General features: G+C 64.6%; 27 protein-coding genes. 7 read left to right on the top strand and 20 right to left on the bottom strand.

What is annotated here, in order from left to right:
• Window positions 1–27 precede the first annotated feature (27 nt).
• The 14 genes from R6254_RS13960 to R6254_RS13895 all read right to left on the bottom strand — a co-directional run bounded on the left by R6254_RS13960 (window position 28) and on the right by R6254_RS13895 (window position 13222).
• Entirely contained in the window at window positions 28–1011 is a 984-nt protein-coding gene (locus R6254_RS13960) for a PDR/VanB family oxidoreductase (RefSeq protein WP_318407651.1), read from the bottom strand.
• Window positions 1012–1035: 24 nt separating this feature from the next.
• On the bottom strand, window positions 1036–2079 hold the full coding sequence (locus R6254_RS13955; RefSeq protein WP_318407650.1) for an aromatic ring-hydroxylating dioxygenase subunit alpha: 1044 nt from the start codon (window positions 2077–2079) through the stop codon (window positions 1036–1038).
• Between the two features lie 11 nt (window positions 2080–2090).
• Complete coding sequence (locus R6254_RS13950) at window positions 2091–2312, bottom strand: recombinase-like helix-turn-helix domain-containing protein (RefSeq protein ID WP_318407649.1); 222 nt, start codon at window positions 2310–2312, stop codon at window positions 2091–2093.
• Between the two features lie 18 nt (window positions 2313–2330).
• Window positions 2331–3311, bottom strand: coding sequence for a Bug family tripartite tricarboxylate transporter substrate binding protein (locus R6254_RS13945; RefSeq protein ID WP_318407647.1), 981 nt, complete (start codon window positions 3309–3311; stop codon window positions 2331–2333).
• Between the two features lie 56 nt (window positions 3312–3367).
• Window positions 3368–4357, bottom strand: coding sequence for a Bug family tripartite tricarboxylate transporter substrate binding protein (locus R6254_RS13940; RefSeq protein ID WP_318407645.1), 990 nt, complete (start codon window positions 4355–4357; stop codon window positions 3368–3370).
• Window positions 4358–4363: 6 nt separating this feature from the next.
• Window positions 4364–5323, bottom strand: a complete 960-nt coding sequence (locus R6254_RS13935; protein WP_318407643.1) for a VOC family protein — start codon at window positions 5321–5323, stop codon at window positions 4364–4366.
• A 28-nt stretch (window positions 5324–5351) separates the two neighbouring features.
• Window positions 5352–6785 (bottom strand): aldehyde dehydrogenase, encoded by a 1434-nt coding sequence (locus tag R6254_RS13930; RefSeq protein WP_318407877.1) that lies wholly within the window; start codon window positions 6783–6785, stop codon window positions 5352–5354.
• Between the two features lie 64 nt (window positions 6786–6849).
• Window positions 6850–7653, bottom strand: a complete 804-nt coding sequence (locus R6254_RS13925; protein ID WP_318407642.1) for an aspartate dehydrogenase — start codon at window positions 7651–7653, stop codon at window positions 6850–6852.
• Window positions 7654–7666: 13 nt separating this feature from the next.
• Window positions 7667–9337, bottom strand: coding sequence for a thiamine pyrophosphate-binding protein (locus R6254_RS13920; RefSeq protein ID WP_318407640.1), 1671 nt, complete (start codon window positions 9335–9337; stop codon window positions 7667–7669).
• Window positions 9330–10127, bottom strand: a complete 798-nt coding sequence (locus R6254_RS13915) for an SDR family oxidoreductase (RefSeq protein ID WP_318407638.1) — start codon at window positions 10125–10127, stop codon at window positions 9330–9332. Before R6254_RS13915 ends, R6254_RS13920 begins: the two co-directional genes overlap by 8 nt.
• A gap of 11 nt (window positions 10128–10138) precedes the next feature.
• The gene (locus tag R6254_RS13910) at window positions 10139–10975 is read right to left on the bottom strand and encodes an IclR family transcriptional regulator (RefSeq protein ID WP_318407636.1); all 837 of its coding nucleotides are present in this window, start codon (window positions 10973–10975) and stop codon (window positions 10139–10141) included.
• A complete protein-coding gene (locus tag R6254_RS13905; RefSeq protein ID WP_318407634.1) occupies window positions 10968–11864 on the bottom strand; it encodes an alpha/beta fold hydrolase in 897 nt (298 codons plus the stop codon). The genes R6254_RS13910 and R6254_RS13905 overlap by 8 nt, the downstream gene beginning before the upstream one ends.
• Before the next feature lie 11 nt (window positions 11865–11875).
• Window positions 11876–12412 (bottom strand): cupin domain-containing protein, encoded by a 537-nt coding sequence (locus tag R6254_RS13900; protein ID WP_318407632.1) that lies wholly within the window; start codon window positions 12410–12412, stop codon window positions 11876–11878.
• A 39-nt stretch (window positions 12413–12451) separates the two neighbouring features.
• On the bottom strand, window positions 12452–13222 hold the full coding sequence (locus R6254_RS13895) for an SDR family oxidoreductase (RefSeq protein ID WP_318407631.1): 771 nt from the start codon (window positions 13220–13222) through the stop codon (window positions 12452–12454).
• A 360-nt stretch (window positions 13223–13582) separates the two neighbouring features.
• Between R6254_RS13895 and R6254_RS13890 the strand changes: the two genes are divergently transcribed.
• Entirely contained in the window at window positions 13583–14776 is a 1194-nt protein-coding gene (locus R6254_RS13890; RefSeq protein WP_318407876.1) for a Y-family DNA polymerase, read from the top strand.
• Window positions 14773–15465, top strand: coding sequence for a TIGR02117 family protein (locus tag R6254_RS13885; RefSeq protein ID WP_318407630.1), 693 nt, complete (start codon window positions 14773–14775; stop codon window positions 15463–15465). Before R6254_RS13890 ends, R6254_RS13885 begins: the two co-directional genes overlap by 4 nt.
• Before the next feature lie 10 nt (window positions 15466–15475).
• On the opposite strand, the gene R6254_RS13880 is transcribed toward R6254_RS13885, so the two are convergent.
• The 3 genes from R6254_RS13880 to R6254_RS13870 form a co-directional block, all read right to left on the bottom strand.
• Window positions 15476–16768, bottom strand: a complete 1293-nt coding sequence (locus R6254_RS13880; RefSeq protein ID WP_318407629.1) for an aspartate carbamoyltransferase — start codon at window positions 16766–16768, stop codon at window positions 15476–15478.
• 76 nt (window positions 16769–16844) lie between these two features.
• Complete coding sequence (locus R6254_RS13875) at window positions 16845–17873, bottom strand: purine-nucleoside phosphorylase (RefSeq protein WP_318407627.1); 1029 nt, start codon at window positions 17871–17873, stop codon at window positions 16845–16847.
• 440 nt (window positions 17874–18313) lie between these two features.
• Window positions 18314–18751 (bottom strand): c-type cytochrome, encoded by a 438-nt coding sequence (locus R6254_RS13870; protein ID WP_318407625.1) that lies wholly within the window; start codon window positions 18749–18751, stop codon window positions 18314–18316.
• Between the two features lie 158 nt (window positions 18752–18909).
• Between R6254_RS13870 and R6254_RS13865 the strand changes: the two genes are divergently transcribed.
• The 5 genes from R6254_RS13865 to R6254_RS13845 all read left to right on the top strand — a co-directional run bounded on the left by R6254_RS13865 (window position 18910) and on the right by R6254_RS13845 (window position 22264).
• A complete protein-coding gene (locus R6254_RS13865) occupies window positions 18910–19839 on the top strand; it encodes a DUF3034 family protein (RefSeq protein ID WP_318407624.1) in 930 nt (309 codons plus the stop codon).
• Window positions 19840–19889: 50 nt separating this feature from the next.
• Window positions 19890–20333, top strand: coding sequence for a group I truncated hemoglobin (locus tag R6254_RS13860; protein ID WP_318407622.1), 444 nt, complete (start codon window positions 19890–19892; stop codon window positions 20331–20333).
• A 34-nt stretch (window positions 20334–20367) separates the two neighbouring features.
• On the top strand, window positions 20368–21018 hold the full coding sequence (locus R6254_RS13855; RefSeq protein ID WP_318407621.1) for a cupredoxin domain-containing protein: 651 nt from the start codon (window positions 20368–20370) through the stop codon (window positions 21016–21018).
• 82 nt (window positions 21019–21100) lie between these two features.
• Window positions 21101–21403: a hypothetical protein gene (locus tag R6254_RS13850; RefSeq protein ID WP_318407620.1), complete on the top strand. Its 303-nt coding sequence runs from the start codon at window positions 21101–21103 to the stop codon at window positions 21401–21403.
• Window positions 21404–21418: 15 nt separating this feature from the next.
• Window positions 21419–22264, top strand: coding sequence for an enoyl-CoA hydratase-related protein (locus R6254_RS13845; RefSeq protein ID WP_318407619.1), 846 nt, complete (start codon window positions 21419–21421; stop codon window positions 22262–22264).
• A 56-nt stretch (window positions 22265–22320) separates the two neighbouring features.
• Here the strand turns inward: R6254_RS13845 and queF are convergent, their stop codons facing one another.
• The 3 genes from queF to R6254_RS13830 are packed head-to-tail and all read right to left on the bottom strand — an operon-like array spanning window position 22321 to window position 24878.
• Complete coding sequence (queF, locus tag R6254_RS13840) at window positions 22321–23148, bottom strand: NADPH-dependent 7-cyano-7-deazaguanine reductase QueF (protein WP_318407618.1); 828 nt, start codon at window positions 23146–23148, stop codon at window positions 22321–22323.
• A complete protein-coding gene (locus R6254_RS13835; protein WP_318407616.1) occupies window positions 23145–24050 on the bottom strand; it encodes an alpha/beta fold hydrolase in 906 nt (301 codons plus the stop codon). The genes queF and R6254_RS13835 overlap by 4 nt, the downstream gene beginning before the upstream one ends.
• 51 nt (window positions 24051–24101) lie before the next feature.
• Window positions 24102–24878 carry a 2OG-Fe(II) oxygenase gene (locus tag R6254_RS13830; RefSeq protein ID WP_318407875.1) on the bottom strand — a complete coding sequence of 259 codons (777 nt, stop codon included), beginning with the start codon at window positions 24876–24878 and terminating at the stop codon, window positions 24102–24104.
• Window positions 24879–24907: the final 29 nt, after the last annotated feature.

Raw genomic sequence — 24907 nt, 5'->3', positions numbered from 1 at the left:
GGCTCCCAAACCCGTCCTGCGGGAAAATCAGAGATCAAGGGTCAGAGAGCTGCTCTTGCAGCCCGATACGCAAACCATCATGACCTTGTTGGAGGCGCGCTCCTTGGGGCTGAGGATCGAGTCGCGATGGTCAGGCTCGCCGGCGAGCACGCGGGTTTCGCAGGAGCCGCACACGCCTTCGCAGCAGCTGTGATCAACCTCCACCCCGGCGGCCAGCAGCGTGTCGAGCAGCGACTTGTCCGGCGCGATGGTGATCGTGCGGCCGCTGCGGCGCAGCTCGACGGTATAGGTCGCATGCGCATCGGGCGATGCAGCCACTTCCACGGCGCTAAAGCGCTCGATGTGGGCGTTCTCGTGCCCGAGTTCCTCGCAGGTTTTCTCGAAGGCGTCGAGCATGACTGTCGGACCGCAGGCATAGTAGTGCGTCTGTACCGCGGGCGCCCGAACCGACAGCACTTCGGGTGTCCGATCCGACAGCAGCGCCCTGAGGTCGGGCGGGCCGCCCTTCTCGTCGTCGAAGTGCAGCATCAGCGGCATGCCCAGCGCTTCGAGTTCGGCCACAAAGGCCGCGCCCTGGCGTGAACGTGCAAAGTACATCACCTCGAAGGACCGCCCGATCGCCTTGAGCCGGCGTGCCATAGACAGAATGGGCGTGACGCCGATGCCGCCCGCGATCAGCACCGTGTGCCCGGCCTCTTCGTGCAGCGGGAAGTTGTTGCGCGGCGCGGAGATGGGTAGACGCATGCCGACGCGCAGCTGCTCATGCACGCAGCGCGAGCCGCCGCGGCTGGCGCGGTCGCGCAGCACGCCCACCACGTAGCGGTTGTGCTCCTCACAGGCATTGGACAGCGAGTAGCTGCGCTCCATGCCGTTGGGCAGGTGCAGGTCGATGTGCGCCCCTGCCGTGAAGGCAGGGAACTCGGTGCCGGGTACCGGGCGCAGCTCGACGCTGATCACGTCGTCGGCCTCATGGCGCAAGGTGTGGACAAAGGCGTTCAAAGTAGTAGACATGATTTCGCGCGGGATGAAGGTCCATCAGGCCTGGGCGCCGGCCCCGGGCGTGGCCGCGGCCTCCAGCTGCTCGTCCGCGAGGTTGCGCAGATGGCGGCGCAGGCGAGTCACGCCGATGTCGTGCTGGTACAGGTTTTCACGCTGGTTGGCGTCGGGCTCCATTTTCTCGAGCATGACGCGGTCCTGCTCCAGCACCGCCCAATGGCGCGCCTCGAGGCGGTTGCGGTACAGGAAGCGCCAGGTGTCGCGCTGCCACGCCGAGACCTTGCGGCAGCGCCAGAAGAATGTCGCCGTCATGTTGTCCTCCATCGGGGTCGCGCAGGCGACGATGGCGAAGTTGCCGCCCGGGCCGCCGGTTTTCGGGTACGGAATTTCCAGGCGCATCCAGTGCACACCGGTACTGCCCCATTCCGTCCAGTCAAAGTTGACGCCGCGCTGGCCGGTCTTTTCAAACACAAAGCCGATGTCGGTATTACGGATCTGGAACGTGGCCGTGCTGTCGCCTTCGGCCATGGAATGCGACTGCTTGTGCAGGAAGGTGCCGTGCATCGGGTCCATCACATTGTCGAGCGCATAGCGGTAGTCGCTCTTCCACTCGGCGTAGCAGAGGAAATGCGAATACTCGGGCGAGCTCAACTCCTCGGGCAGCGTCATCGGCGGCGGTGTATCGATGTTCACGTCGCTGTTGTAGAGAAAAATCGCACCGTAGGCTTCCTGCACGTGGAAGGCCAACGCTGCACGTGAGCTCTCGAGCTTGCAGCCCGGGCTGCCCGGCACCTTGGTGACGGTGCCGTCGCAGCGCACTTCAACGCCGTGATACGGGCACGCGAGCCGGTCACCGAGCACCACGCCCTGCGACAGCGGCGCGCCGCGGTGCGGGCAATGATCTTCCAGCGCATGCAGCTGGCCAGCCGCATCGCGCCAGAGGGCGATTTTCTTGCCCAGCCGGCGCAGCGATACAGGACGCTCGCCGACAAACTCGGACGGGCAGATCGGATACCAGAGATTCTTCAGGCCGTCCTTCAACAGCGCGTCAATCGGATCCTTGGTGAAAGAGATGGTGTTCACGGTTTCTCTCCTTAATTGCCGAGCCGGGCCATCAGGGCCTGAAAGTTCTGTTCGGTCCAGGCCTCGCCGTTCTCGGCGGACGGACCGGTGCGGTTCAGGTAGGCCACCAGTTCGGGCAGCGCATGCGCGCCGTCGGCATAGGCGCGCTCGATGGCGTCACCCAGCAGGTCTTCAAACGTGGGGGGCGGGCGCTTGCGTGCCTGGTGGGGGTCGAGATAGCGGTCGGTTTGCATGGTGGATATCCTTCGCTTTCAGTCGGCCTGGATGCCGAACTCCTTGATGATCTTGCCGAAACGGTCATAGTCGCCAGCGTTGGCCTTGGCCAGCCGCGACGGTTCGCCGCCGGCCGGCAGCGCGCCGAAGGTGGCCATCTTGGCAGCGATGTCGGGCATCTTCAGAATCTCGTTGAGGTGGTTGTTGAGCGTCTTGACGATGTCGGCAGGCAGACCCTTGGGCCCGAACAGCCCTTGCCAGGCGCCGACCTCCACGTCCTTGTAGCCCAGCTCGGCCAGCGTCGGCACGTCGGGCGCCAGCGAGGAGCGCTGGGGATCCGCCACGGCCAGCACCACCACCTTGCCGGTGGTGACGTGCGGCGCCACGGGGCCTAGCGTCATGAACGTCACAGGCACATGGCCGCCCAGCACGTCGTTGACCGCCGGCGCCACGCCGCGGTAGGGCACGTGCGAAAGCTTCACGCCCGCGGCCTTGTTGAACATCTCGCCCAGGATGTGCATGGGCGAGCCGCTGCCGGGGCTGGCATAGGACAGCGGCTTGGTCTTGGACATCGCCACCAGCTCCTTGAGATCCTTGGCGCCTGAGGCCGTGCTGGCCGCAACGAACAGCGGCTGGATGGCGGTCTGGACGATGGGGGTAAAGCCGTTGAGTACGTCGTAGCTCGAGCCTGAGCCCGTCTTGAGCACCAGTTGCGCGATGGAAAACGTGCTGGGCGCGAGCAGCAGCGTATAGCCATCCGCCTGCGCCTTGGCAACATAAGCGCTGCCGATGAGGCCACTCGCGCCGGGACGGTTGTCCACGATCACCGGCTGGCCCAGGCGGGACGCCAGCTTTTCGGCGTACAGGCGCGCCATGGCATCGGTATCTCCGCCGGCAGGATAGGCCACGACCAGCGTGATGGGTTTGCTCGGATAGTTCTGCGCCAGCGCGCTGCCGGTGGACAGGGCCGCACCCAGAGAGGCGGCGATGGCGATGACCTGGCGACGGGTGTAGTTCATGGGGGCCTTTCAGGTGGAGTGAACGATGCAAGCCTTGTCGTTGGTTGCGGGAGGGGTTATTGGGCTTCGATCTTTCGGCTCTTGATGATGGGCGCCCAGGTCGCGGTCTCCTTGCGGATCACGTCACCAAACGCGGCCTCAGTCACGATCCAGACGCTCAGGCCCTGTTTTTCCAGCTGCGCCTGGGTCGCAGGCGTGTTGAAAATGCGTGTGACATCGCTGGCCAGCTGCGCGAGCACAGGTGCGGGCGTGCCTTTGGGGGCCATCAGGCCGTACCAGGACGTCACCGCCACACCGGGCACCCCGGCTTCGGCCAGTGTGGGTACATTGGGCAAGGCGGCGGCGCGCGTGGGATCGGTCACGGCCAGCGGACGCAGCTTGCCCGACTGGATGTGCGGCAGCAGCACAGGCAGGTTGCCGATGATCATGGGGACCGTGCCACCCAGTACGTCATTGAGGCCAGGCGCCGACCCCTTGTAAGCCACATGCAGGATGTCCGCGCCGCTTTGCTGCTTGAACAGCTCGCCCGCCAGGTGCAGGCCACTGCCCACGCCCGGCGAGGCATAGCTGATCGTGTCCGGTTTGGCCTTGGACAGCGCCACCAGCTCCGCGACCGTCTTGGCCGGCAGCGACGGGTTGACGGCCAGCACGTTGGGTGCCTTGGCGAGCGACGCCACCGGCGCGAAGTCGGCCTCCACGTTGTAGCCCAGCTTGGGCATCAGGGTGGGGTTGATGGTGAGGTTGCCCGCAGGCACCACCAGCAGCGTGTGGCCGGTGGGCGCGGCGCGCTTGACCAGATCAATGCCAATATTGCCGTTGGCGCCCGTGCGGTTGTCGACGATGGCGGGTTGCTTGTAGCGCTCGGTCAGGCCAGTGGCGAGTATGCGCGCCAGCGTGTCGATCGGGCCGCCCGGCGGGAAGGGCGCGACGATGGTGAACGGCCGAGAGGACAACTGCTTGTCGACTGCGCTTTGCGCCTGCGCCCACGGCAGCAGGCCGGTGCAGGCGATGGCCACGGAGGTTTTGAGAAGGAAACTGTATCGCATGATGTCTTACTTTCTGTCGGTGATGAATTGGCCCTTGGGGGCATCGGCGCTCTTCTGGCGGCGCGTGTTGCCGTCGATGCCGCCTTCGATCGCCCACTCGGCAAAGACCGTGGGGCCGGGCTCGAAGTCGCGCGGTTGCCAGTCGGCGGTGAGTTGGTCTTCGTCGGCGTAATACTCGACCAGCGCGCCCGCCGGGTTGCGGAAGTACCAGAAGTAGGCCGAGGAAATCGGATGCCGGCCCGGGCCGAGCTGGGTGTCCCAGCCGCAGCGCGAGATGTGCATGCCGCCGCCGAACACCTCGTGGATGTCACGCACGGTGAAGGCCACATGGTTCAGCGCGGCGTCACCGGCGGGGCGCTGCAGCAGGAAGATGTCGTGGTGGCCGCCTTCGGGCGCGCAACGCAGGAAGGCACCGCGGCCGGGGTAGTGGTCGGAGGCGGCGAAGCCGAAGCTCTCCAGATAAAAGCGCTCGCAGGCCACCACATCCTTCACGAAGAACACCACATGCCCCACTTCGATGGGCGTGGCGCGCTCGTAGGCCGGGCTGGCCTTGTTGATGCGGTTCTTGCGATTCCAGGTGTTGTACTCGGCGCTCTCCACGTCGATCTTGCACTTGCGCGTGAGCTGCAGGCGCACCGACAGGCCGTTGGGGTCGGTGCAGCCGATACGCTCCACCTCCTGCACAAAGCCCGGCTGCTGGCGGATGTTGTCGGCATAGCGCGCGAGGTCGGCCTCGCTCTCCACGCCCCACACCACCTGGCGCAGCGTGGGCCCGGCTTCCATGGCCGGCGGCAGGCCGGCACGGCTGCTGGCGGCCACGATGACGCGGCAGCCGTTCAGTGTTTCGAAGACGAGTTGGTCGGCCTCTTCGCCGACCAGTTGCAGGCCCCAGTCCAGGAAAAAGCGGCGGCAGGTCGGCAGGTCGTCTGCGCCGTAGGTGATTTCGTCGATACCCAGTACGCTCATGTGTTGGCTCCTTGTGTCGTGGGCCGCTTTAGTTGGCCCACACCAGCGGTTGTTCATTGAGGCCCCAATATAGGCTCTTCTGTTCCATGTATTGCAGGATGCCCAGACGCCCCTTCTCGCGACCCAGGCCGCTGTCGCGCCAGCCGCCGAACGGCGTGGAAATGGAGAACTGCTTGTAGGTGTTGATCCACACCGTGCCGGCCTGCACCGCGCGGCCGATACGCCAGGCCCGCTTGTAGTCGCGCGTCCAGATGCCGGCAGCCAGCGCGTAGACGCTGTCATTGGCCTGGGCAATCAGGTCTTCTTCGTTGTCAAACGGCATGGCCACCAGAACCGGACCGAAGATCTCCTGCTGGCAAATCTGGTCGGTGTTCTTCACGCCTTCGAGGATGGTCGGCAGGTAGTAGTTGCCGCGCGCGTACAGCTCGCCTTGCGGACGTGCGCCGCCGGTGCGCACGCTCGCGCCCTCGCTGCGGCCCAGTTCCACATAGCGCTCGATCGATTCCCGATGCCTGGCGGTGATCAGCGGGCCCATCTGCGTACGCTCGTCGGCCGGATCGCCCACGCGCAGTGCAGCGGCGCGCGCGCTCAGCCGCTCCAGGAATTCGCTGTACAGCTGGCGCGCCACAAAGAGGCGGGAGCCGGCGATGCACGACTCTCCCGACGAACTGAAGATCCCATACAGCACGCCATGGACCGCGTGGTCGAGGTCGGCATCGGCTAGCACCATGGTGGCCGACTTGCCGCCCAGCTCCAGCGAGACCGGCATCATCTTGTCGGCCGCGATGTGGGCAATGTGCTTGCCCGTGCTGGTGCCGCCCGTGAACGACACGCGCTTGACCAGCGGGTGCTTGGTGATGGCGTCGCCGATGACCGAACCCCGGCCCGGCAACACGCTGAGCAACCCTTTTGGAACGCCCGCCTCTTCGCAGATGGCGGCCAGCTCCAGCGCCATGAGCGGCGTGGCCTCGGCCGGCTTGATGACGACCGCATTGCCTGCCGCCAGCGCAGGGGCAATCTTCTGCGCTTCGCTCGCGATCGGCGAGTTCCAGGGCGTGATGGCCGCCACCACGCCCATGGGCTCGTACACGCTCATGGTCATGAAGTCGCCGCGCGACGGGGTGATGGTTTCTTCCAGCGTTTCGCAGGCACTGGCGAAGAACTGGAAGGTCGCGGCCGCACTGGCCACCAGGTTGCGGGTTTCGGTGATCGGCTTGCCATTGTCCAGGCGCTGGCGCTGGGCCAGGGGCTCGGCACGCTCGCGAATCAGCGAAGCCACACGGTACAGAACGGCCGCACGCTCATGCGGTTTGCGCTGCGCCCAGCCGCTGGTGCGAAAGGCGTGGTCGGCGCGCGCAATGGCTTCATCCACGTCCGCCAGGCTGGGCGCGCGCAGGCGGGCCACCACTTCGCCCGTGGCGGGGTAGAGGCTGGCGGATTCGTCGCCGCCCCCCAGGCGCATTTCGCCGCCGATGTTGATGGGAAGCAGGGCTTTCGATTCGGTGATCAGCGACACGGGGTTCTCCTCAGATAGCCAGCGCGCGGCCGCGGTTGAGCAGCGCACGTACCACGCTGTACACGGTCAGCGCGGAAGTTTTGGGATTGGCCGCCAACGGCTTGCCACGCATGGTCAACTCGAACTGACCAAACGCACCCCGTGCTGCCACATGGTGGACGTTTTCCGTCACGCCAGGATCGGCAAACAACTGCACCTGCGTGTGCTGCATGCCCAAACCGGCCAGCGCGAGCGTGGCGGCAACATTGGCATTTTTCGGATAGAGCCGTGCCGCCTGCTCAGCGCTGCCCTCAAAGATGCAATGCGCGGTGGTCAGGCTGTCGAGGTCGCAGACAGACTCGGCCGGCGTGCCCTTCCACGCGCCGGGCGGCTTGCGGCCGGTGTACACCACCGAATCGAGCCCACCCACACGTGCGGCGGCCAATGCATCGATGCCGCCCATGGCGCCCGACAGCAATTGCACCTGCGTGCCGCCGCGCCGCGCGGCCTGCTCCAGCATCTGCAACATGCCGGGCGCGCTCAGTGCGCCCACCGAGGCGACGACACAGGGAATGCCGCGCTCGAGCGCCGGCACCACGTGCTCGGCAATCGCGCCGTGCCCCGCGCACTCGACGACCAGGTCGGGCATGTCGTCCGCCGTCAGCGCCTCCAGCACACGGGCCTGTGGTGCCCAGTGGGCGACCGTGGTCTCGGTCTGGGCACGTGCCGCAGCGGCCGTGACCACGCGGTCCACCACCACGTCGGGATCGCCGTGGATCAGCTCCAGCACGCTGGCGCCAATCGCACCGCAGCCAATCATTGCAACTTTCAGCATGGCGTCACATCCTTCAGGCGGGTACCGCGAGCTTGGTCGGCGGGCCGGCAAACGCGGTTTTGAAGCTGCCGATGGAAAGCATGTCGATCTCCAGGATGAACGGGCCGCGCGCGGCGAGCGCCTGGTCCAGCCCGGCGGGCAGATCGGCGAGATTGCTGATGCGCGTGTGGCCGAGCTGCAGCGAGGCGCACAGCTGCGCGTAGTCCGGCGTGTGCAGGTCGACGTAGCAGCGGCGGCCGCCGTACTGCGCATCCTGGATGTTCTGGATCACGCCGTAGCGCTGGTCATTCATCAGCACGTACACCACGTCGGCCTGCTCCTGCACGGCCGTGGCGAGTTCGCCGAGGTTCAGGATGAAGCCGCCATCGCCCGACAGGCAGAAGGTCTTGCGGCCCGAGCCGGTTGTGGCGGCACCCACGGCCGCACCCACGCCCATGGCCAGGCCCTGGCCGATGCCGCCGCCCAGCGCATGCACGCCGGCTCGGGGGTCAAAAATATGCAGTTGACGGTTGCCCCAAGTGCTGTTGGACACCGTCACGTCACGCACCCAGTTGAAGCTGCGGCCGGCAGCCTGCTGCAACTGGCTTACCAGTTCGGTGTAGGGGCCCAGGCCGTCCAGCAGTATTTTCTCGGCGGCGAGGCGCGCGGCGCGCAGGTCGGCCATGAAGGCCGGGTCAATCGACAGGCGGCCTTCGAGGCGATCGGCCAGACCTTGCAGCACCAGCCCGGAGTCGCCATTCACGAAGTAATCGGTGGCGTAGCAGCGGCCTTCGGCAGCGGGGTCGGCATCCACGCGGTACAGCGGCCGCGGCAGCTTGAGTTCGTACTTCAGGGTTTCGTTGCCGCGCAGGCGCGAGCCCACGACCAGCATGGCGTCGCAGGTCTGGTAGAAATTCTCGACCGGCTTGTGCAGGTTGTAGGCGCCGAGCGAGCGAGCATCGTCTTCGGCCACGATGCCGCGGCCCTGGGTGCTGGTGACCACGCCCAGGCCCAGGGCCATGAGGCGAGCCACCGCCGCGCCAGCGTGGCGGGCGCCGCCGCCCAGCCACAGCAGCGGTCGGCGCGCCTTGGCCAGGCGATCGGCCAGTTCATCCAGCGCACGGGCCGACGGCTCTTGCACCATCACGGGCAGGGGCTGCAGATCGCTCGGCAAGGGCATCAGCGCGGCCTGAATATCAATCGGGATTTCCACGCTGACCGGGCCGGTGGGCGCCGTCAGCGCGGTCTGCACGGCCAGCTTGAGGGTGCTGAGCGCGGTCTCGACACTGCGCACGCGGAACGCGGCCTTGGACACGGCCTGCAGCATGGTGAGCTGGTCGGGCGCTTCGTGAATGTAGGACAGGTTCTGGTCGAGGTAAGGTGTCTCGATCTGGCCCGTGAGGTGCAGCAGCGGCGTGCCGGCCGTGAGCGCTTCCACCATGGCGCCGGCGGCGTTGCCGGCAGCCGTGCCGGTGCTGGTCAGGCACACGCCGAGGCCGCCGGTGGTGCGGGCATAGGCGTCGGCCATGTTGGTGCCGCCGGCTTCGCCGCGCGACATCACGAAACGGATCTGCCCGCGCTCGTGGATGGCATCGAGGATAGGCATGTTGTGGATGGAAATCACGCCGAAAGCGGCCTTGACGCCGCACTCCTCGAGGAATGCGGCAATGGCGGCGCCGACCGTGATTTGGTTGGGGTTAAGCATGATGGGAAAGACCTCCGGAAACATCGATGTGACTGCCGGTCGTGTACGACGACAGCGGGGTGGCTAAAAAGAAAATGGCGCGCGCGGCCTCTTCGGGCAGACCCAGGCGGCCCAGTGGAATGCGTTTGCGGGCGGCGAGCTCGCCCGTCCAGGCGGCCCAGTCGAGGGCGCGGTTCTCGCGCGCCTCGAAGCGGCGGCGCCATTGGCCGGACTCGATCAGGCCCACGAGGATGCCATTCACGCGCACATTCATGGGGGCGAATTCGGTGGCCATGGAGCGCACCAGGTTCTTGATGCCGGCACGCGCGGCCGACGTTGCCACCATGTGCGGCTCGGGCTGAGCGGCCAGCAGGGAGTTGACACACACGATGGCAGGGTTCTTCTGGCCCTGCAGTTGCGGCAAAAAAGCGCGCGTGGGGTAGATCACCGAAAAGAACTTCAGATGCAACTCCTCGGTCCAGGCGCTGTCATCGGTGTCGGCGAAGGTTGATACGCGGCCCTGGCCGGCGTTGTTCACCAGGATGGCGGCTGCGCCCAGTTCGCGTTCGCTGTCGGCGGCAAAACGCTGTACATCGGCGGTATCCAGCACGTTGCAGGGCGCGGCGTACAGGCGGGCTTGCGGGAAGCGCTCTCGCAGTCCGGCCTCGGCACCCTGCAGGCGCTTTTCGTCACGGCCGCAGAAGGCCACGGCCGCGCCGCTTTGCAGCAACAGCTCCACGGTGGCCAGGCCGATGCCTGACGAGCCGCCGGTGACGACAGCTACGGTCCCGTTCAAATCGATGAGGTTCATGGTCTTTGAGTTCAGCGCGAACGCAGCGCGACGACCTTGTCGGCGATCCCGCTGCGCGGTTGGTAGTTCAAGAGGCTCGACAACTCGTCGGCCGAAACCCGCACGGACTGCACCAGCGCGTCGATGCGGTCGGCATCGATGTGGCCTGACGGTATCGTGGTGCCCAGCGCAGCGACGATGTGGCTGCTCTCATCGCGCACCGGGGCGGCGATGGTGGAGATGCTGGCCTCGTAGAAGCCCTCGCCCAGCACATGGCCGCGCTGACGGTCGGCCTCGACCATGTTGAACAGCTCCAGCACGGTCTTGGGCGTGTTGTCGGAAAACACTTCGAGATGGTCTTCCGGGTAGAGTGCGCGCAGCTCGGGCAGCGTGAGGTTTTCGAGCAGGATGCGGCCGAGCACCGTGGCATGCGCTGGCAGGCGCGTGCCTATGCGTACCGCGCTCGCAAACGGCGTGGGCGGCGAGACCTTGGCGACATAGACAATGGAGCGGCCATCGCGCACCACCAGGTTGCAGGGGTAGCGGATCTCGTCACACAGGCGCGCGAGCACGGGCTGGCCCAGCTCGGTCAGTTCCAGCGAGGACAGGTATTCGAACCCCAGGCGCAGCACGGCCATGCCCAAGCGATAGTCGTTGCCATTGTCGAGACGCTCGACAAACCCCATGGCCTCAAGCGTGTTGATCAGCCGGAACACCGTGGAGCGCGGCAGGTCGAGTCGGCGCGCCAGCTCGGGAGCACTCAGCGTGCGGCTGTCACGTCCGAATTCGCCCAGCAGGCGCAGGCCGCGCTCCAAGGCGGGCACGATGTATTTGTCGGTGCTGTTGTCGTCTGCGGTGTTGTCACTCATGTTGTTTCACTCCAGTGGGTTGCCGCACAGCGCGCGTGATCAGGCGCGCGACCGCCTCGGGTTGCTCCACAGGGCTGGCGTGGCCAGCGCCCTTGATCAAGTCAAAGGGCGCAGCATACAAGTCGGCCCAGCCACGGCAGGCGGCCGGTGGCGTGACGACGTCAGCATCGCCACAGTGAATTTCCACGGGAACCTCAAGATCGCGGCTCGCACCCAGATCACTCGCGCACAACAGCTCCACCGCCTGCAGATAGCCCGCCGGCTGCAGGCGTGCGGTGTTCCACTGCACCCAGGCCCGCGCGGCCGCGTCGGCAGCGGGCGAGAGCAGGCGCTGCGCGATGCGTTCTGCCAGCCCGTCCACGCCAAGCGTGTGCAGCGCCTCGCGGCGGTCGGTGCGCACACGCTCGCTCGCGGCAGCCTGTGCGGCGCCGCCGTAGCCGCCCGCGGGGCTGATAAACACCACACGCGCCACGCGGCTGGCACCCATGTCGCGCACGTAGGCAGCGGCCATCAGCGCCCCCAGCGAATGGCCCACCAGGACACAGCGACGCACATCCAGCACCTGCAGCAACTCGTGCAGGCGCGCGGCGTAGTCGGCATCCCGGGGGGCATCGCCCGCCAGCGGCGTGGAGTCACCGTAGCCCGGCGCGTCCCACGCAATGACATGCGCCTGCTCGCCGGCCATCACGGCAGGATGCAACCACGAGGCGGCGCCCGAGCTGATGCCATGCAGCAGCACAATGGTGGGGGCATCACCGGGCACACCGCATTCGCGCACCGCGACGCGCGCGCCCGAAGGCAGCGCCACGATGCGCTGGGGAAAGCGGCTATCCAGCAGCGCGAGTGGCGCCTGCAGCAAATCGTCAGCAGTGCGGGTTACGGCATCCATGACGTCAATATTCAGCGTTTGATCTTCGCAAGCGGGTGCTCGGCCGGGTAGGTCGGGGTGATGGGCTTCTTGGCGCCCAGCATCACGCACAGCAGCGCGTCTTCGTCGCCGATGTTGATCTCTTCGCGGTACACACCCGGCGGCACCGACACGACGTCGCGGTCGGTCAGAATGGTCTCGAAGCGCTCGCCGTCCTTTTCCAGGACCAGCTTGAGCTTGCCGCGAATGAGGAAAAACACTTCTTCCACATCGGTGTGCAGATGTGACGGGCCTTCGTGGCCGGCCGGGATCACCATGGTCGAGAAGGTGAAATTCTCGGCCGCGATGGTGGTGCTGTCTGCCGCCACGCCGGTGCCGCCCGTGCCGATGTAGCGCATCTGGCCACGGCGGTACTTGGGGTCGAAATCGGCCTGGAACTTCAACGCGTCGAAGTCGTACTTGCGGGTGGAGAAACGCGCCACGCGGCTATCCATCCAGGAGGCGAAGTCCGCGCCCTCGGGTTGATCCCAACTTTTGGGAAGTTGTTGCTGCTCGGACAGATCACTCATGGATTGTTTACTCCTTTGATGTTGAATTTGAATTTGCGTTTAACGCATGACGAAGCCGCCGTTGACGGCAAGAACCTGACCGGTGACAAAGCGGGCCAAATCGGACAACGCATACAGCACCGCGCCAGACACATCCTCGGGCATCTGCTCGCGCTGCAGGGCGCGCTGATCGACGTATTGACGGTGCCGCGCCTCAGGCACGTATTGGGTAGCCTCCACCAGCACCAGGCCGGGGGCAATGGCATTGACGGTGATATTGTCCGGACCAAGCTCACGCGCAAGCGAGTGCGTCATGGCAATCACGGCACCCTTGCTGGCCACATAGGCCAGCAAATTGGGCGCACCCCACATGGCAGTGTCGGATGCGAGGTTGATGATGGCGCCGCGTCCACTGGCGCGCAGCGCGGGGCGGCAGGCCCGCGTCATGAGCCAGGTGCCGCGTACGTTAACGCTCATCACCTGGTCCCACTTGGCAATCTCGATGTCATCCATGCCGCAGCCACCCGAATCGGTCACTGCGGCGTTGTTGACGAGACCGTCCAGGCCTCCGAGGTTGGCAACCGCCTGCTCGGCGCAGCGCTGGATGGACGCCGGATCGCTGACATCCACCGCCATACCACTGACGTCAAAACCCTCGGCAAGCAACATCGAAACAGAGGTCTGCAGCAAGTCTTCGCGCAGGTCCGCCAGCACCACCCTGGCGCCGCTCTCGCACAAAGTGCGGGCAAAGCAAAAACCCAGACCACGAGCGGCACCCGTGACAAGGATGCGGCGGCCCGCCACAAGCCCTGCCTGGCTAAACGCGACCATGAATCACCTCCGTGCAGGATTGCCCGGAGGCGGGATATCCCGAACCGCGCGGACAGCCTTCGATGCGGACGACTTCAAACATGAGAGACCTTTACTGAAGATTCTTTAATTTTGTTTCACTAGTGAAACATTGATTAATTAGAGAAACAATAAAAGAAGATTAATACTCTTTTTGATCAAAAAAATAGGTGTAAACCCTAGTTGATCGACTCCCAAGGCGAACGAACATGTCAAGGACAGCGAACGCAAGGATCCGCAAAAACGAACAGCACAAGCCTGGATAGCGTCATCAATCAGCGGCGCTATGCTTGCGCAGTGACCTATGACCTGACTCAAAGCCGCCGCATTGCCCACCTCGACATGGATGCTTTTTTTGCATCGGTCGAGTTGCTGCGTTACCCGCAACTCAAAGGCCTGGCGGTGGTCATAGGCGGTGGACGCCGCAAGGTGGACGACCAACTGCTGGCGGCCCAGCCCGAACGCCTGCCGCGGTTTATCCCGGTGGCGGATTTCCCGCTGCTGAAAGATTATGTCGGCCGCGGTGTCATCACCACGGCCACCTACGCGGCGCGGCAGTTTGGCGTGGGTTCGGCCATGGGCATGATGAAAGCCGCCAAACTGTGCCCGCAGGCGATTGTGCTGCCGGTGGATTTTGAAGAAGTGCGGCGTTACTCGCGGCTGTTCAAAAGCACCATCACCGAGATTGCACCCCTGATGCAGGACCGCGGCGTGGACGAGGTTTATATCGATTTCACCGACGTGCCCGGCGGCCAGCGCGAAGGTGGCCGCGTGTTGGCGCGGCTGATCCAGAAAGCGATTTTTGAGAAGACCGGCCTGACCTGCTCCGTCGGCGTGGCACCCAACAAACTGCTGGCCAAGATGGCAAGCGAGTTCAACAAGCCCAATGGAATTTCCGTCGTTCACGAAGCCGACCTGCAGGAAAAAATCTGGCCGCTGCATGTGCGCAAGATCAATGGCATAGGCCCCAAGGCCGGCGAGAAACTGGCCAAGCTGCAGGTGCAGACCATCGGCGAGCTGGCCGCACAGGACCCACAGTGGCTGGTGGCGAATTTCGGCAAAGCCACCGGCGCCTGGATGCATGAAGTCGCCTGGGGTCGCGACGACAGCCCGGTGCTCACCGAAAGCGAGCCCGTCAGCATGAGCCGCGAAACCACCTTCGAGCGCGACCTGCATGCGGTGCGCGACAAGGCCGTTCTGGGCGCGATTTTCACCGAACTGTGCAGCCAACTGGCGAACGACCTGCAGCGCAAGGGTTACGTCGCCAAAACCATTGGCATCAAGCTGCGTTACGACGACTTCAAGATCGCCACGCGGGACCAGACCATCAGCAGCTATACCGCCGACGCCAAAACCATACGCCACACCGGCGGCCTGTGCCTCAAACGTGTGCCGCTGGAACGACCGCTGCGCCTGCTGGGCGTGCGCGCGGCGGCACTTGTCAGGGCGGACAGTCCCGAGGCACTGGCGCCGACTGGCACGGCAACAAGTCGTGCGGGCGTAGAGACCGCATCAACCACCGCATCGCTGTTTTGAGCGCCATCATGATCCAGCGCTGGCTCAAGCGTATCGCTTTCACCTTGCTGGGCCTGGTGCTGCTCATGGGCCTGTATCTGGCGATGGCCTGCGCACTGATGTTCTGGCCCGCCCATGCCAAGCCATCCACCGCAGCCTCTGACGTGGAGGCCTGGGTACTGAGCAACGGCGTGCACACCGACCTCGTGTTTCCGATCCACTCGACCAGCATCGACTGGCAGCAGCTTTTTCCGCCCACGGATTTCAAGGCCGTGCCGCCCGACGCCGAGTTCATCGCCATCGGCTGGGGCGACCGCGAGTTTTACCTGAACACACCCACCTGGGCCGATCTCACGGCCTCGCGCGCCGTCGGTGCGCTGCTGGGCGGCAACCGCGCACTGATCCACGTGACTTACCTGCAGCGCGGTGAGTTGCGCAACGGTGCTTACAAGCTGCCGCTCTCGCAAGCGCAGTATGTGCAGCTCGTCGATTACGTGCGTGCTGCGTTGCCTTCAGGCCAGGCCACACCTATCTCGGGCGCGCACTACGGCCACAACGATGCCTTCTACGAAGCCGAAGGCGGCTACAACTTTGTCGAGACCTGCAACACCTGGACCGGGCGCGGCCTGCGGCACGCAGGTGTGACGGTAAGCCGCTGGACGCCCTTTGATTTCAACGTGGTGTGGCATCTGCAGCCAGCCACGCCCTGAGCCTTAGGGCTCAGTCCAGCCCGTCGAAGTCCGCGTCATCCGGCCCGATGTGTGCGGGTGAGCGCCAGCCGGCGTCGCGCATCGAACGCGCCACCTGTTTCTCCACCCCCATCAGCACCGCGAACAGCGCCATGCGCACCGGGATACCGTTGTCGGTCTGGCGGAAAATCGCGAGCCGGGGATCGTGGTTCAAGTCCACACTGAGGTCGTTCGCGCCCGGCCGGCCGTCGCGCGGCAGGGGGTGCATCAGGATGGTGTCGGGCTTGCAGACCGCATCCACCAGCGCCTTGCGCACCTGGAACTCGGGTGTGTAACCCTCGATCTCCTCGCCCGCAAAACGTTCTTTCTGGATGCGGGTGGCGTACACCACGTCCGCGCCGCGCAGACCTTCTTCGAGCGACTGGGTCTGCTCGATCACGTGGCCGTGGCGTGCCACTAGTTCCAGCAAGTAGGCCGGCATCTCCAGCGAGGGCGGCGCGATCAGCGTGAACTTCAGGTTGCGGTAAAGCGCCAGCAGCCGGATCAGCGAGTGCACCGTGCGGCCGTATTTCAAATCACCAACGATGGCCACATGGGTGCCATCGACCAGCTTGCCCATGCGCGAAAATTCACGCTGGATCGTGTAGAGGTCCAGGATGGCCTGGCTCGGATGTTCGCCCGGACCATCGCCAGCATTGATCACCGGGATGTTGGTGGCTCGCGCAAACTCGGCCACCGAACCCTGGTCGGGGTGGCGCACCACGAGCGCATCGACATAACCACTCATCACGCGACTGGTGTCGTAAATCGACTCGCCCTTGGCCATCGACGAAAAGGTAAACCCCGTGGTGTCGCACACCGTGCCGCCTAGACGGCAAAAAGCGGCGCCGAAACTCACCCGCGTGCGTGTGCTGGCCTCGAAAAAAAGACTGCCGAGCACGGCGCCTTCAAGAATACGTGTCACCTTCTGGCGCCGCGCGATGGGCTGCATGATGTCGGCGACCTGGAACAGGTCTTCCAGACTGCCGCGGTCGAACTGCGCCACCGACAGCAGGTGCGGCCGGCCCTCTGCCGCGATACGCTGACCGATGCTGCGGTCGTCCGCCGCGCCCCCGGCCACCACCGCACCCAGCGCCTCGCGCTGCAGGATTTCGGCGACAAATTTGCCCACCATTTCCGGCATGGCACGCGACTCGCCGGAGTCGTCCGGCAGCAGCCAGGTGTCGAGTGCGCGGCGGCGAACACCCAGCCGTTCAGAGAAGGCGTCGCGGGTCAGGTTGAGGCGACGCATGGCGTCGCGCAGGAGATCTTGTTGCTGGCTCATGGATAAAAGTATACGCCATGAGCTTTATATCTTTTGATAATTCACGCAATGCGTATACATCAAAGAAGAGGCGATTTCAACGCGTGGGCACGCCGCCCTGCCACTGCGGCCAGTTCGTCACGATGTGGTCCACCACGCGCGAACCCACCGCCGCGATATTGTCCACGGTTTCGGCAAAACCACCTGCGGTTTCGCCCGGCGCCGGGTCCAGGTGCTGCAGCGTGGTCTCCCCGGGGCTGCCCTGGTCGAAGTTGACCGCGCCGCGCAAGCTCATCACGCGATCCGTGCCATGTGTGCGTTTGATCACCAGGGTGATGGCGGCGGCTTCCATTTCGGTGATCGTGTAGTCGTCGGCGCCATAAAGTTTGGCGATGTACTGCGCCTGTTTGGACATGCCGGGGCCGTGGAAAAAAGTATCGCCCGTCATGTGGGTGCCGGCACTGACGGCAGGCGCGCCGCGGGCCGCCTTGTCGGGATAACGCTGCCGATACTTGCGAGCACCGTCCGAGTCCTTGAGTGGCATGTCGGCGGTCAAGTTCATGGCCCAGTTAAGCAGCGCCGGGTTGATCTGGAAGCGGCGGTAGTCCTCGTAACCCTTGCGCGGCATAAAGGTCGGTTCGCCGGCCTTGTTTTCCTCGGGCGCCCAGCGGTGGCCCAGGTCGTAGTCCACCAGCCAGCTGGCCCAACTCACGTCGCCTATGGTGCCGCGTGCAGGTGGTGTGCCGCCCACGCCCGACAACACGTAATAGGCCTTGGAGAAATCAAAGGCCGGGTTCAGCAAAATCGCCTGCATGGAGGCCGAAGAGTTGACCTTGCCCATGCCCAACACCGCGCCGCAAACACCGTCGGTGTTGCAATAAACTGGGTTCAAGGCGCCCGGCACCGTCAGCGGCGTCGCGCCCTTCCAGTAACGCTCATACCAGTGCTGGAACTCACCGGCTCGGTCGCCGGTGTTCTGGCCGATCTCGAACATCGCAGCCACAAACACCTTGACCTGAACCGGCGAGGCCACACGTGCACCAGGCGCCGAGGCACAGCCGGCGGCCACGGCCACTAGCCCACACAGCGCCAGCCAGCGGGCGCCTTTCCAGCAACGATCAAACATGTTTTTTCTCCATAAAAAACGAAACGGACGCAAGCGCTGCGTCTGAAAAAAGGCCTGGCCTCCCGGCCTGCGGGAAGGCGCGCCAGATGTTGGAATTGTCCCCCAAGGCGGCCTACCCCAGTTGGGGCCCAGCGGACTGTCATGGGCTGGATCGGCTGGGTAGCGGTATTGGCGCTGGACGCCCCGTGGATTTTCCCTGGTGCCTGCCGGCCATGGCGGCACCGCGGGTTCATGTGCACAGGCGCCTGAACCCGCTGCCAGGAGCTGACTTACGGATAAAAAAGGCCTTCAGCCCAGGAGGAACGGGCGCGAGAAGCTATCAAAACAATAGCGAATAACCAGTTGTCCTGGCCACGCAATCACCGCCCGCCAAGTGCACATCCACGCCGAGGGCGGCGCGGGGCCATCACGAATCAGGCCAGAGCAAACTCGGCCCGCCCCTATTTCAGCGTCGCCAGCCAGGCAATCAGGTCAGCCCTCTCCTGCGCATCGTCCACCTGAAAACCCATGCGCTGGCCCGCCACCAGCTCTTCCGGACCTTCCAGCCACGCGTTGAGTGTCTGCGGCGTCCAGCGCAGCCGGGACTGCGCCAGTTCGGCGGAATAGGTGTAACCCTGAAGGCTGCCAACACGGCGGCCCATCACGCCGCGGTGCGCCGGTCCGATCTTGTTGCTGTCCACCGCATGGCAGGCCGTGCAGCGCGCGGTGTACAGCGCCTGGCCCCGGGACACATCGCCGGCAGGCGGCGTGCGCCACTCCCGCGGCGCAGCGCCGCTTTGCGCCAGTGCCGACCCGGCCAGCAGCAAGGCCGCCATGCCGGACAGGCCGGCCCGCACCAGGGCAGGCCCCATCCCTCGTTTTGCGTTTGTGTGCTTCATGGCAAGGGGTACGCAAACATCCGAAAGCCGGATTCGCCGACGCAGCAAATGCGTGTCGACAAATAGTTGAATCCAGGACCAGAAAAGGAGCGTATCTGCACGGTTACCTTGATTTACATCTTTTACCCACCCCTTGCCGGCACTCTGGAGCCCCGACCATGACATTTGCACCATCCCTGCTCGCTGCTTGCGCAGCCGCCACGTTTTTCGCGGGCGCCAGCCTGTCCGCCCACGCGGATACCGGCAAACTTCTGCTGACCGGCGGCGTCAGCAGCATCGAAGGCGCAGCGGGCGGCGGCCTCACGCCCTGGGCCGTGATTGGCAGCAACGCCACCGAGGGGGAAGTGGGCGGCTCGGCCTTTATCACCACCGTAGGCACCAAAGACTACGGCCTGAACATCATCGGCGCGGCCATAGGCATCCAGGACCGTTATGAGCTGTCGGTGGCCCAGCAGGATTTCAACACCCGTGGCACCGGCACGGCACTGGGCTTGCCCGGCCTGCACCTGAAACAAACCATCGTCGGCGCCAAGGTCCGCGTGCTGGGTGATGCCGTGCTCGACAGCGATACCCTGATGCCCCAGGTTGCGGTGGGTGTGCAGTACAAAACACTGGGCTCGACCGGCCTGGACGGCACCCTGCGCGCGCTGGGCGCGAAACGCGACGGCGTGGACGTTTATGTCAGCGCCACCAAATTGTTCCTGGGTCAAAGCCTGCTGGTCAACGGCACGCTGCGTGCGACCAAGGCCAACCAGAACGGCCTGCTGGGTTACGGCGCCACGCTGGGCGGCGACAACAACAGCTACAGCCTGCAGCCGGAGTTTTCGGTCGCCTACCTGATCAGCAAAAACATCGCTGTGGGCGCCGAATACCGCTTCATGCGTAACAAACTGGAAACCGCAGGCCGCGCGGCCGGCCTGGGCAACGGCCTGCGTTCGGAAGACTGGAAAGACATCTTTATTGCCTGGGCGCCGAATAAAAACGTTTCAGTCACGCTGGCCTATGTGGACCTGGGCGTGATTGTTCCGGCCACCACCGCCAGCCGCAAACAAACCGGCTACTACCTGTCGGCCCAGCTGGCCTTCTGAACTGGCCCGACCCGTACCCGCCCCCGCACCCCCATCACCAAGGAACTGACATGAAAAAAATCCTGATCTCTTTTATGCTGAGCGCCTCCAGCCTGCTGTTGGCTGGCGCCTCGTTGGCACAAACCACCACCACGGATGACCAGTTGTACAAGGCCTTCGGCGAAAAAGCCGGCCTGGTCAGCCTGATGGACGACTTCATGGTCCGGCTGCTGGCCGACCCGCGCACTGGCCCGCACTTCAAGCCGGCCAACCAGCAGCGTGTCAAGGAACAGCTGGTTGAGCAGTTCTGCGCCTTGGCCGGCGGCCCCTGTGTGTACAAAGGTGCCGACATGAAAAGCGCACACGCCAACCTGGACATCAAAAAATCCGACTTCAATGCGCTGGTCGAAGTGCTGCAGCAAAGCATGGACGCCAAAGGCATTGCCTTCCGCACACAAAACCAGATGCTGGCGCTGCTGGCCCCCATGCACCGTGACACCATCACCGTGCGCTGAACGGCGCCACCGACACATACAAGGCCACCCTCTCATGAAAAAAACCCTGCTCACCCTCGCCCTGGCCGCCTTGTCCGGCTGGGCCACGGCCGGCAACCTGCAAGTTCTGGTGCTGGACAAGGAAGGCAAACCCGTGGCCGATGCCGTGGTCGTGGTGCTGCCTGCCAACAAAGGGGAGCCCAAAACAGCGCTGCCGACGCAGGTGACCATCAACCAGGAAAAAATGCGCTTCATCCCCGCCGTCAGCGTGGTGGCGGTCGGTGCCCGGGCCCACTTCACCAACAACGACCCCTGGGATCACCATGTCCGCGGGTCGGCCGCGGGCTTTGCGCAGTTCAATACAGCCGCCAGCGGCGGCTTCGAGCTGCGACTGGACGGCAAGGTCGATGGCAAACCCGCCAAATCGGCAGACGCGGTATTTGAAAAAGCCGGGGCCGTGCTGCTGGGCTGCCACATCCACGGCTCCATGCGCGGCCATGTCTATGTCAGCGAATCGCCCTGGGCGATGCTGACCGGTGCCGACGGTATCGCCAGCATCGAGCAGATTCCTGACGGTGCCGCACAAATCAAGGTCTGGCATGCCGACCAATTGATCGATATTGCCCCCCAGCCAACCACCGTGAGTGCGACACCCGGCAAAGCCACGATGCAGCTCAGCGTGGTGCCACGCCGGCGCCGGATTTAACCGCTTGTTGCCGGGAAAGCCCTGCGCCGGATTGACTTTACCTTTCGCGAAACTTACAGTTAAGCCTCTGCACGGAGGTTTTATGGCGCACCCTTCGACACCCCACCCCAGCAGGCACATCACCCTGGCCGCCTTGCAGCGCATCAAACTCTGGCAACTGGAGCACAGGCGCACCCATCCGCTGGAGTACCACACCTGGGACGCCGTCCTGACGCTGTGGGTCATGGGCTGGGTCGGCTGGGTGCCCACTTTCGCGCTGGGCGACTTCTGGGCTTGCCTGCCGTGCCTGCTGGGCATGGTGGCGCCGCGCTTGTATGTGGCTTGGCGCCTGCGCGCGCACGAAGCCGGGCGTCTCAGGTGTGACTGGCTGGATCTCACCCGCTGACGTACATTGGTCGGCATGAACCCCCTCACCTGCTTTTCGCTCACCACCACCGACCACATCGCGCACCTGGTGCTCAACCGTCCCGAGGCGATGAACACCATGCACCCGACCTTCTGGCGTGAACTCGATGCGGTGCTGACGCAACTGCACAAGGCCGGTGAGGCACGGGTGCTGGTGATTTCCAGCACCGGCAAACATTTCAGCGCCGGCATGGCGCTGGAAACTTTTGGCGGCGCCATCGCCATGGACGACCAGAGCCCGGAAGGCCGCGCCGCCATCTTCGACCTGCTGACCGATATGCAGGCCACCTTCACCAAGCTCGAAACCCTGCGTATCCCGGTGATTGCCGCCATCCAGGGCGGCTGCATAGGCGGCGCGGTCGACATGGTGACCGCCTGCTGCATCCGTTACGCCACGGCCGACGCGTTTTTCTGCATCCAGGAAATCAACATCGGCATGGTCGCCGACGTCGGCACCTTGCAACGCCTGCCCAAGCTGGTGCCGCTGGCCGTGGTCAAGGAGCTGGCCTACACCGGCCGCCGCCTCCCAGCGCAAAAGGCTTTGGGCTATGGCTTGGTCAACGAAGTGTTTGAAACACAAGAAGCCATGCTGGCCGGCGCCTTGTTGTGCGCCCAGGAAATCGCCAGCAAACCGCCCGTCGCCATCTGGGGCACCAAACAGGCCATCCATTACACGCGTGACCATTCGGTGGACGACGCGCTGAAACAAATGGGCTGGCTGCAAGGCGCGATCTGGAGCAACCAGCAGGTGCGCGAAGCCGTAACCGCGATGAAGGAAAAACGCGCGGGCGAGTTCAGCGCCCTCTCGCCGCTCAACAATTTTAAAGAAATCGGGCTCTAGCCCATAGAGAGCGGTCGCAAGCAGCTACTCTTTTGGTAGCAGCTCAAGGCGCCCGACTATTGCCGCGCCATGCGAATATTGGGCGGCAGCGCCTGCGGGTGGCTGGTCCGGAAAGGGTTGATGTCCAGCCCGCCACGCCGCGTGTAACGCGCATAGACCGACAGCTTCAGCGGCCGGCAACGGGTCCAGATGTCCATGAAGATACGTTCGACACATTGCTCGTGAAACTCGTTGTGGTTGCGAAAACTCACGATGTATTGCAGCAGGCCTTCCTGGTCGATGGGGGCGCCGGAATAACTGATCTGCACGCTGCCCCAATCGGGCTGGCCGGTCACCAGGCAATTGCTTTTGAGCAGATTGGACACCAGGGTCTCGCTGACCGATGGCTCGTCCGCGTCGGCAAACAACAGCTCGGGCGCTGGTGTGTAATGCTGGCACTCGACATCCAGCCGATCCAGGTTCAGGCCGTCCAGTTCATGCACGGGCTCCTGGTCGAACAACTCCGGCCCCAAGGTCTTGACGCCCACACCCACACCCACAGCGGCATTGAGATCGGCGCGAATCCGCTCACGCACTTCGCGTGCGTCCGCGAAACGTGTGTTGTTGAAGCTGTTGAGGTAAAGCTTGAAGGACTTGCTTTCGACGATGTTGGGCGACTCGCAGGGCACGGTGATGTGCGCCAGCGCCACCTGCGGTTTGCCGCGCAGGTTGAGCCAGCTCAGCTCAAACGCGGTCCACATGTCGGCGCCGACAAACGGCAAGGCATCGCCCAGGCCCAGTTCTTCACGCTTGCTGGCGCGCGGAATCGGGAACAGCAGCGAGGCGTCGTACTGGTCGATGTAGGCCGAGCTTTTGCCCAGCTGGGATTTTTCGGGGGTGTTCATGAGAGGCTCTTTGCAGCGTTGAGGTGGGGAATCAGCGGTTCCAGCAAACGCTGGACCACGCCGGCCGGCAAGTCGTGGCCCATGCCTTCGATGCCGATCAATCGGGCGCCGGGGATGCGCCGCGCCGTGTCTTCGCCGCAGGCAAACGGCAGCAGTGGGTCGGCCTTGCCGTGGATCACCAGTGTGGGCAGGCGCAAGCTGGCCAGTTCGGCGGCACGCCGGTTGTCGGCGACGATGGCCACCATCTGGCGCAAGGTGCCGGTCGGGTAAAAACTGCGCTGGGCCGCCGCCGCAATCCGTTCGCGCAGTTCGGCGTCCTCGGACGGAAAGCCCGGGCTGCCGATGGCCTTGAACAGCTTGACGTAGTGTTCCAGTGCGGACTGCTGGTCGCTGCCAGCCGGCCGGCCGAGCAACACCCGTATGACTTGCGGCTTGGCCTGCGGCAGGCCGCGCGCGCCGCTGGAACTCATGATGCTGGTCAGGCTCAGCATGCGTTCGGGCGCGGCCAACGCCACACGTTGCGCAATCATGCCGCCCATGCTGACACCCACCACATGCGCCTTGTCCACCTTCAGCGCATCCAGCACGGCCAGCGCATCGGCGGCCATGTCATGCAGCGAATACGGCGACTTCACGGGCAGGCCCAGTTTGTACTTGAGGCTTTCCCAGACCAGGTTGGGCGTGCCCAGGTGATCGAATTTTTGCGACAGGCCGATGTCGCGGTTGTCCAGCCGGATCACGCGGTAACCGGCATCCACCAGGGCCTGCACCATGGCCGGTGGCCAGGCCACCAGTTGCATGCCCAGGCCCATGATCAGCAGAACTGCCGGCCGAGTCATCCCCTCGCTACCAGCGCCGCTGTCCTCGACTTCGATGTCGATGCCATTTGCTCTTATTTTCATAGCTGATTGCGCCCGTCAATCGGTCGCTCCGAGGTTGTTTTCGTCATAAAACTAGCAGAACTCACGCTCGCGCAGCCACTTGGTGGCAATCCACTTTTCACCGGCCAGCACCGGCATGCCGCCGTGCAAGGTGTGGCTGCAGGGATGCGCCTGGCTGTAGTTGAAAAACACCGCATGCCCGCGCCGGGGCACCACCTGCAGCCGCACCTCGGGAAACACGGTGGCGCCGCCCTGCGCCGGCTCCTGCAGGTACATGACCAGGGTGGCGACACGCTGCCCGCCGCGCGCCAGGATGGCGGCCGTGCCGGCTTCCGCCGGGTCGAAATAATCATAGTGCGGCTTGTATTCGGTGCCCGGCCCGTAACGCAAGACTTGCAAACCTTCCCCATTTTCCACCGGCCAGTCCAGCAGTTTGGCAATACGCGCCTCGATACACGCGACCAGCGGGTTTTCACCACGCGTGAAAAACATGCCGTCGCTGGTGCGGTCTTCGTGAATTTCTTCGCCGCCGGTTTCCAGTGCCACCGTCTGCGAGCGCTCCAGGCGCGGCCTGGCCGCGTCGATCAGCGCCTGGCATTCGTCCACACTCAGCAAATTTTCCAGCACCAGCAAGTCGGGCGCACGCATGACGGTGCTCAGGTCCACCCAGCGGTCCCCCGCGTCCAGCCGCAGGCTGGCATCGGCCTGCGCCGGCCATGGCACGGGCAAGGCCGGCGGCGGCAGGGAGGCGGTCAAGGCTTCGGTCGCCACCTGGTGGCTCCACCCGGCCGCCAGCATGGCCTGCAACACCTCCTCTGGCCCGTGGCCTTGGGCGGTCTGCGCGGCCATCCATTCGCGCAGGTCGCGCGTGATGAACT

The sequence above is a fragment of the Polaromonas potterensis genome, from assembly GCF_033446725.1.
Classification (GTDB): Bacteria; Pseudomonadota; Gammaproteobacteria; order Burkholderiales; family Burkholderiaceae_C; genus Polaromonas.
Note: the sequence above shows the minus strand (reverse complement) of the source record. Positions and strands in the feature narration are given on the sequence as shown.

What these genes read in the sequence shown, in the direction of transcription:
- R6254_RS13960 (WP_318407651.1), bottom strand. Translation starts at nt 1,011, where the DNA reads ATGTCTACTACTTTGAACGCCTTTGTCCACACCTTGCGCCATGAGGCC.
- R6254_RS13950 (WP_318407649.1), bottom strand. Translation starts at nt 2,312, where the DNA reads ATGCAAACCGACCGCTATCTCGACCCCCACCAGGCACGCAAGCGCCCG.
- R6254_RS13945 (WP_318407647.1), bottom strand. Translation starts at nt 3,311, where the DNA reads ATGAACTACACCCGTCGCCAGGTCATCGCCATCGCCGCCTCTCTGGGT.
- R6254_RS13940 (WP_318407645.1), bottom strand. Translation starts at nt 4,357, where the DNA reads ATGCGATACAGTTTCCTTCTCAAAACCTCCGTGGCCATCGCCTGCACC.
- R6254_RS13935 (WP_318407643.1), bottom strand. Translation starts at nt 5,323, where the DNA reads ATGAGCGTACTGGGTATCGACGAAATCACCTACGGCGCAGACGACCTG.
- R6254_RS13930 (WP_318407877.1), bottom strand. Translation starts at nt 6,785, where the DNA reads ATGCGCCTGGGGGGCGGCGACGAATCCGCCAGCCTCTACCCCGCCACG.
- R6254_RS13925 (WP_318407642.1), bottom strand. Translation starts at nt 7,653, where the DNA reads ATGCTGAAAGTTGCAATGATTGGCTGCGGTGCGATTGGCGCCAGCGTG.
- R6254_RS13920 (WP_318407640.1), bottom strand. Translation starts at nt 9,337, where the DNA reads ATGCTTAACCCCAACCAAATCACGGTCGGCGCCGCCATTGCCGCATTC.
- R6254_RS13915 (WP_318407638.1), bottom strand. Translation starts at nt 10,127, where the DNA reads ATGAACCTCATCGATTTGAACGGGACCGTAGCTGTCGTCACCGGCGGC.
- R6254_RS13910 (WP_318407636.1), bottom strand. Translation starts at nt 10,975, where the DNA reads ATGAGTGACAACACCGCAGACGACAACAGCACCGACAAATACATCGTG.
- R6254_RS13905 (WP_318407634.1), bottom strand. Translation starts at nt 11,864, where the DNA reads ATGGATGCCGTAACCCGCACTGCTGACGATTTGCTGCAGGCGCCACTC.
- R6254_RS13900 (WP_318407632.1), bottom strand. Translation starts at nt 12,412, where the DNA reads ATGAGTGATCTGTCCGAGCAGCAACAACTTCCCAAAAGTTGGGATCAA.
- R6254_RS13895 (WP_318407631.1), bottom strand. Translation starts at nt 13,222, where the DNA reads ATGGTCGCGTTTAGCCAGGCAGGGCTTGTGGCGGGCCGCCGCATCCTT.
- R6254_RS13890 (WP_318407876.1), top strand. Translation starts at nt 13,583, where the DNA reads ATGGATGCTTTTTTTGCATCGGTCGAGTTGCTGCGTTACCCGCAACTC.
- R6254_RS13880 (WP_318407629.1), bottom strand. Translation starts at nt 16,768, where the DNA reads ATGAGCCAGCAACAAGATCTCCTGCGCGACGCCATGCGTCGCCTCAAC.
- R6254_RS13875 (WP_318407627.1), bottom strand. Translation starts at nt 17,873, where the DNA reads ATGTTTGATCGTTGCTGGAAAGGCGCCCGCTGGCTGGCGCTGTGTGGG.
- R6254_RS13870 (WP_318407625.1), bottom strand. Translation starts at nt 18,751, where the DNA reads ATGAAGCACACAAACGCAAAACGAGGGATGGGGCCTGCCCTGGTGCGG.
- R6254_RS13865 (WP_318407624.1), top strand. Translation starts at nt 18,910, where the DNA reads ATGACATTTGCACCATCCCTGCTCGCTGCTTGCGCAGCCGCCACGTTT.
- R6254_RS13860 (WP_318407622.1), top strand. Translation starts at nt 19,890, where the DNA reads ATGAAAAAAATCCTGATCTCTTTTATGCTGAGCGCCTCCAGCCTGCTG.
- R6254_RS13855 (WP_318407621.1), top strand. Translation starts at nt 20,368, where the DNA reads ATGAAAAAAACCCTGCTCACCCTCGCCCTGGCCGCCTTGTCCGGCTGG.
- R6254_RS13850 (WP_318407620.1), top strand. Translation starts at nt 21,101, where the DNA reads ATGGCGCACCCTTCGACACCCCACCCCAGCAGGCACATCACCCTGGCC.
- R6254_RS13845 (WP_318407619.1), top strand. Translation starts at nt 21,419, where the DNA reads ATGAACCCCCTCACCTGCTTTTCGCTCACCACCACCGACCACATCGCG.
- queF (WP_318407618.1), bottom strand. Translation starts at nt 23,148, where the DNA reads ATGAACACCCCCGAAAAATCCCAGCTGGGCAAAAGCTCGGCCTACATC.
- R6254_RS13835 (WP_318407616.1), bottom strand. Translation starts at nt 24,050, where the DNA reads ATGAAAATAAGAGCAAATGGCATCGACATCGAAGTCGAGGACAGCGGC.
- R6254_RS13830 (WP_318407875.1), bottom strand. Translation starts at nt 24,878, where the DNA reads ATGGCCGCGCAGACCGCCCAAGGCCACGGGCCAGAGGAGGTGTTGCAG.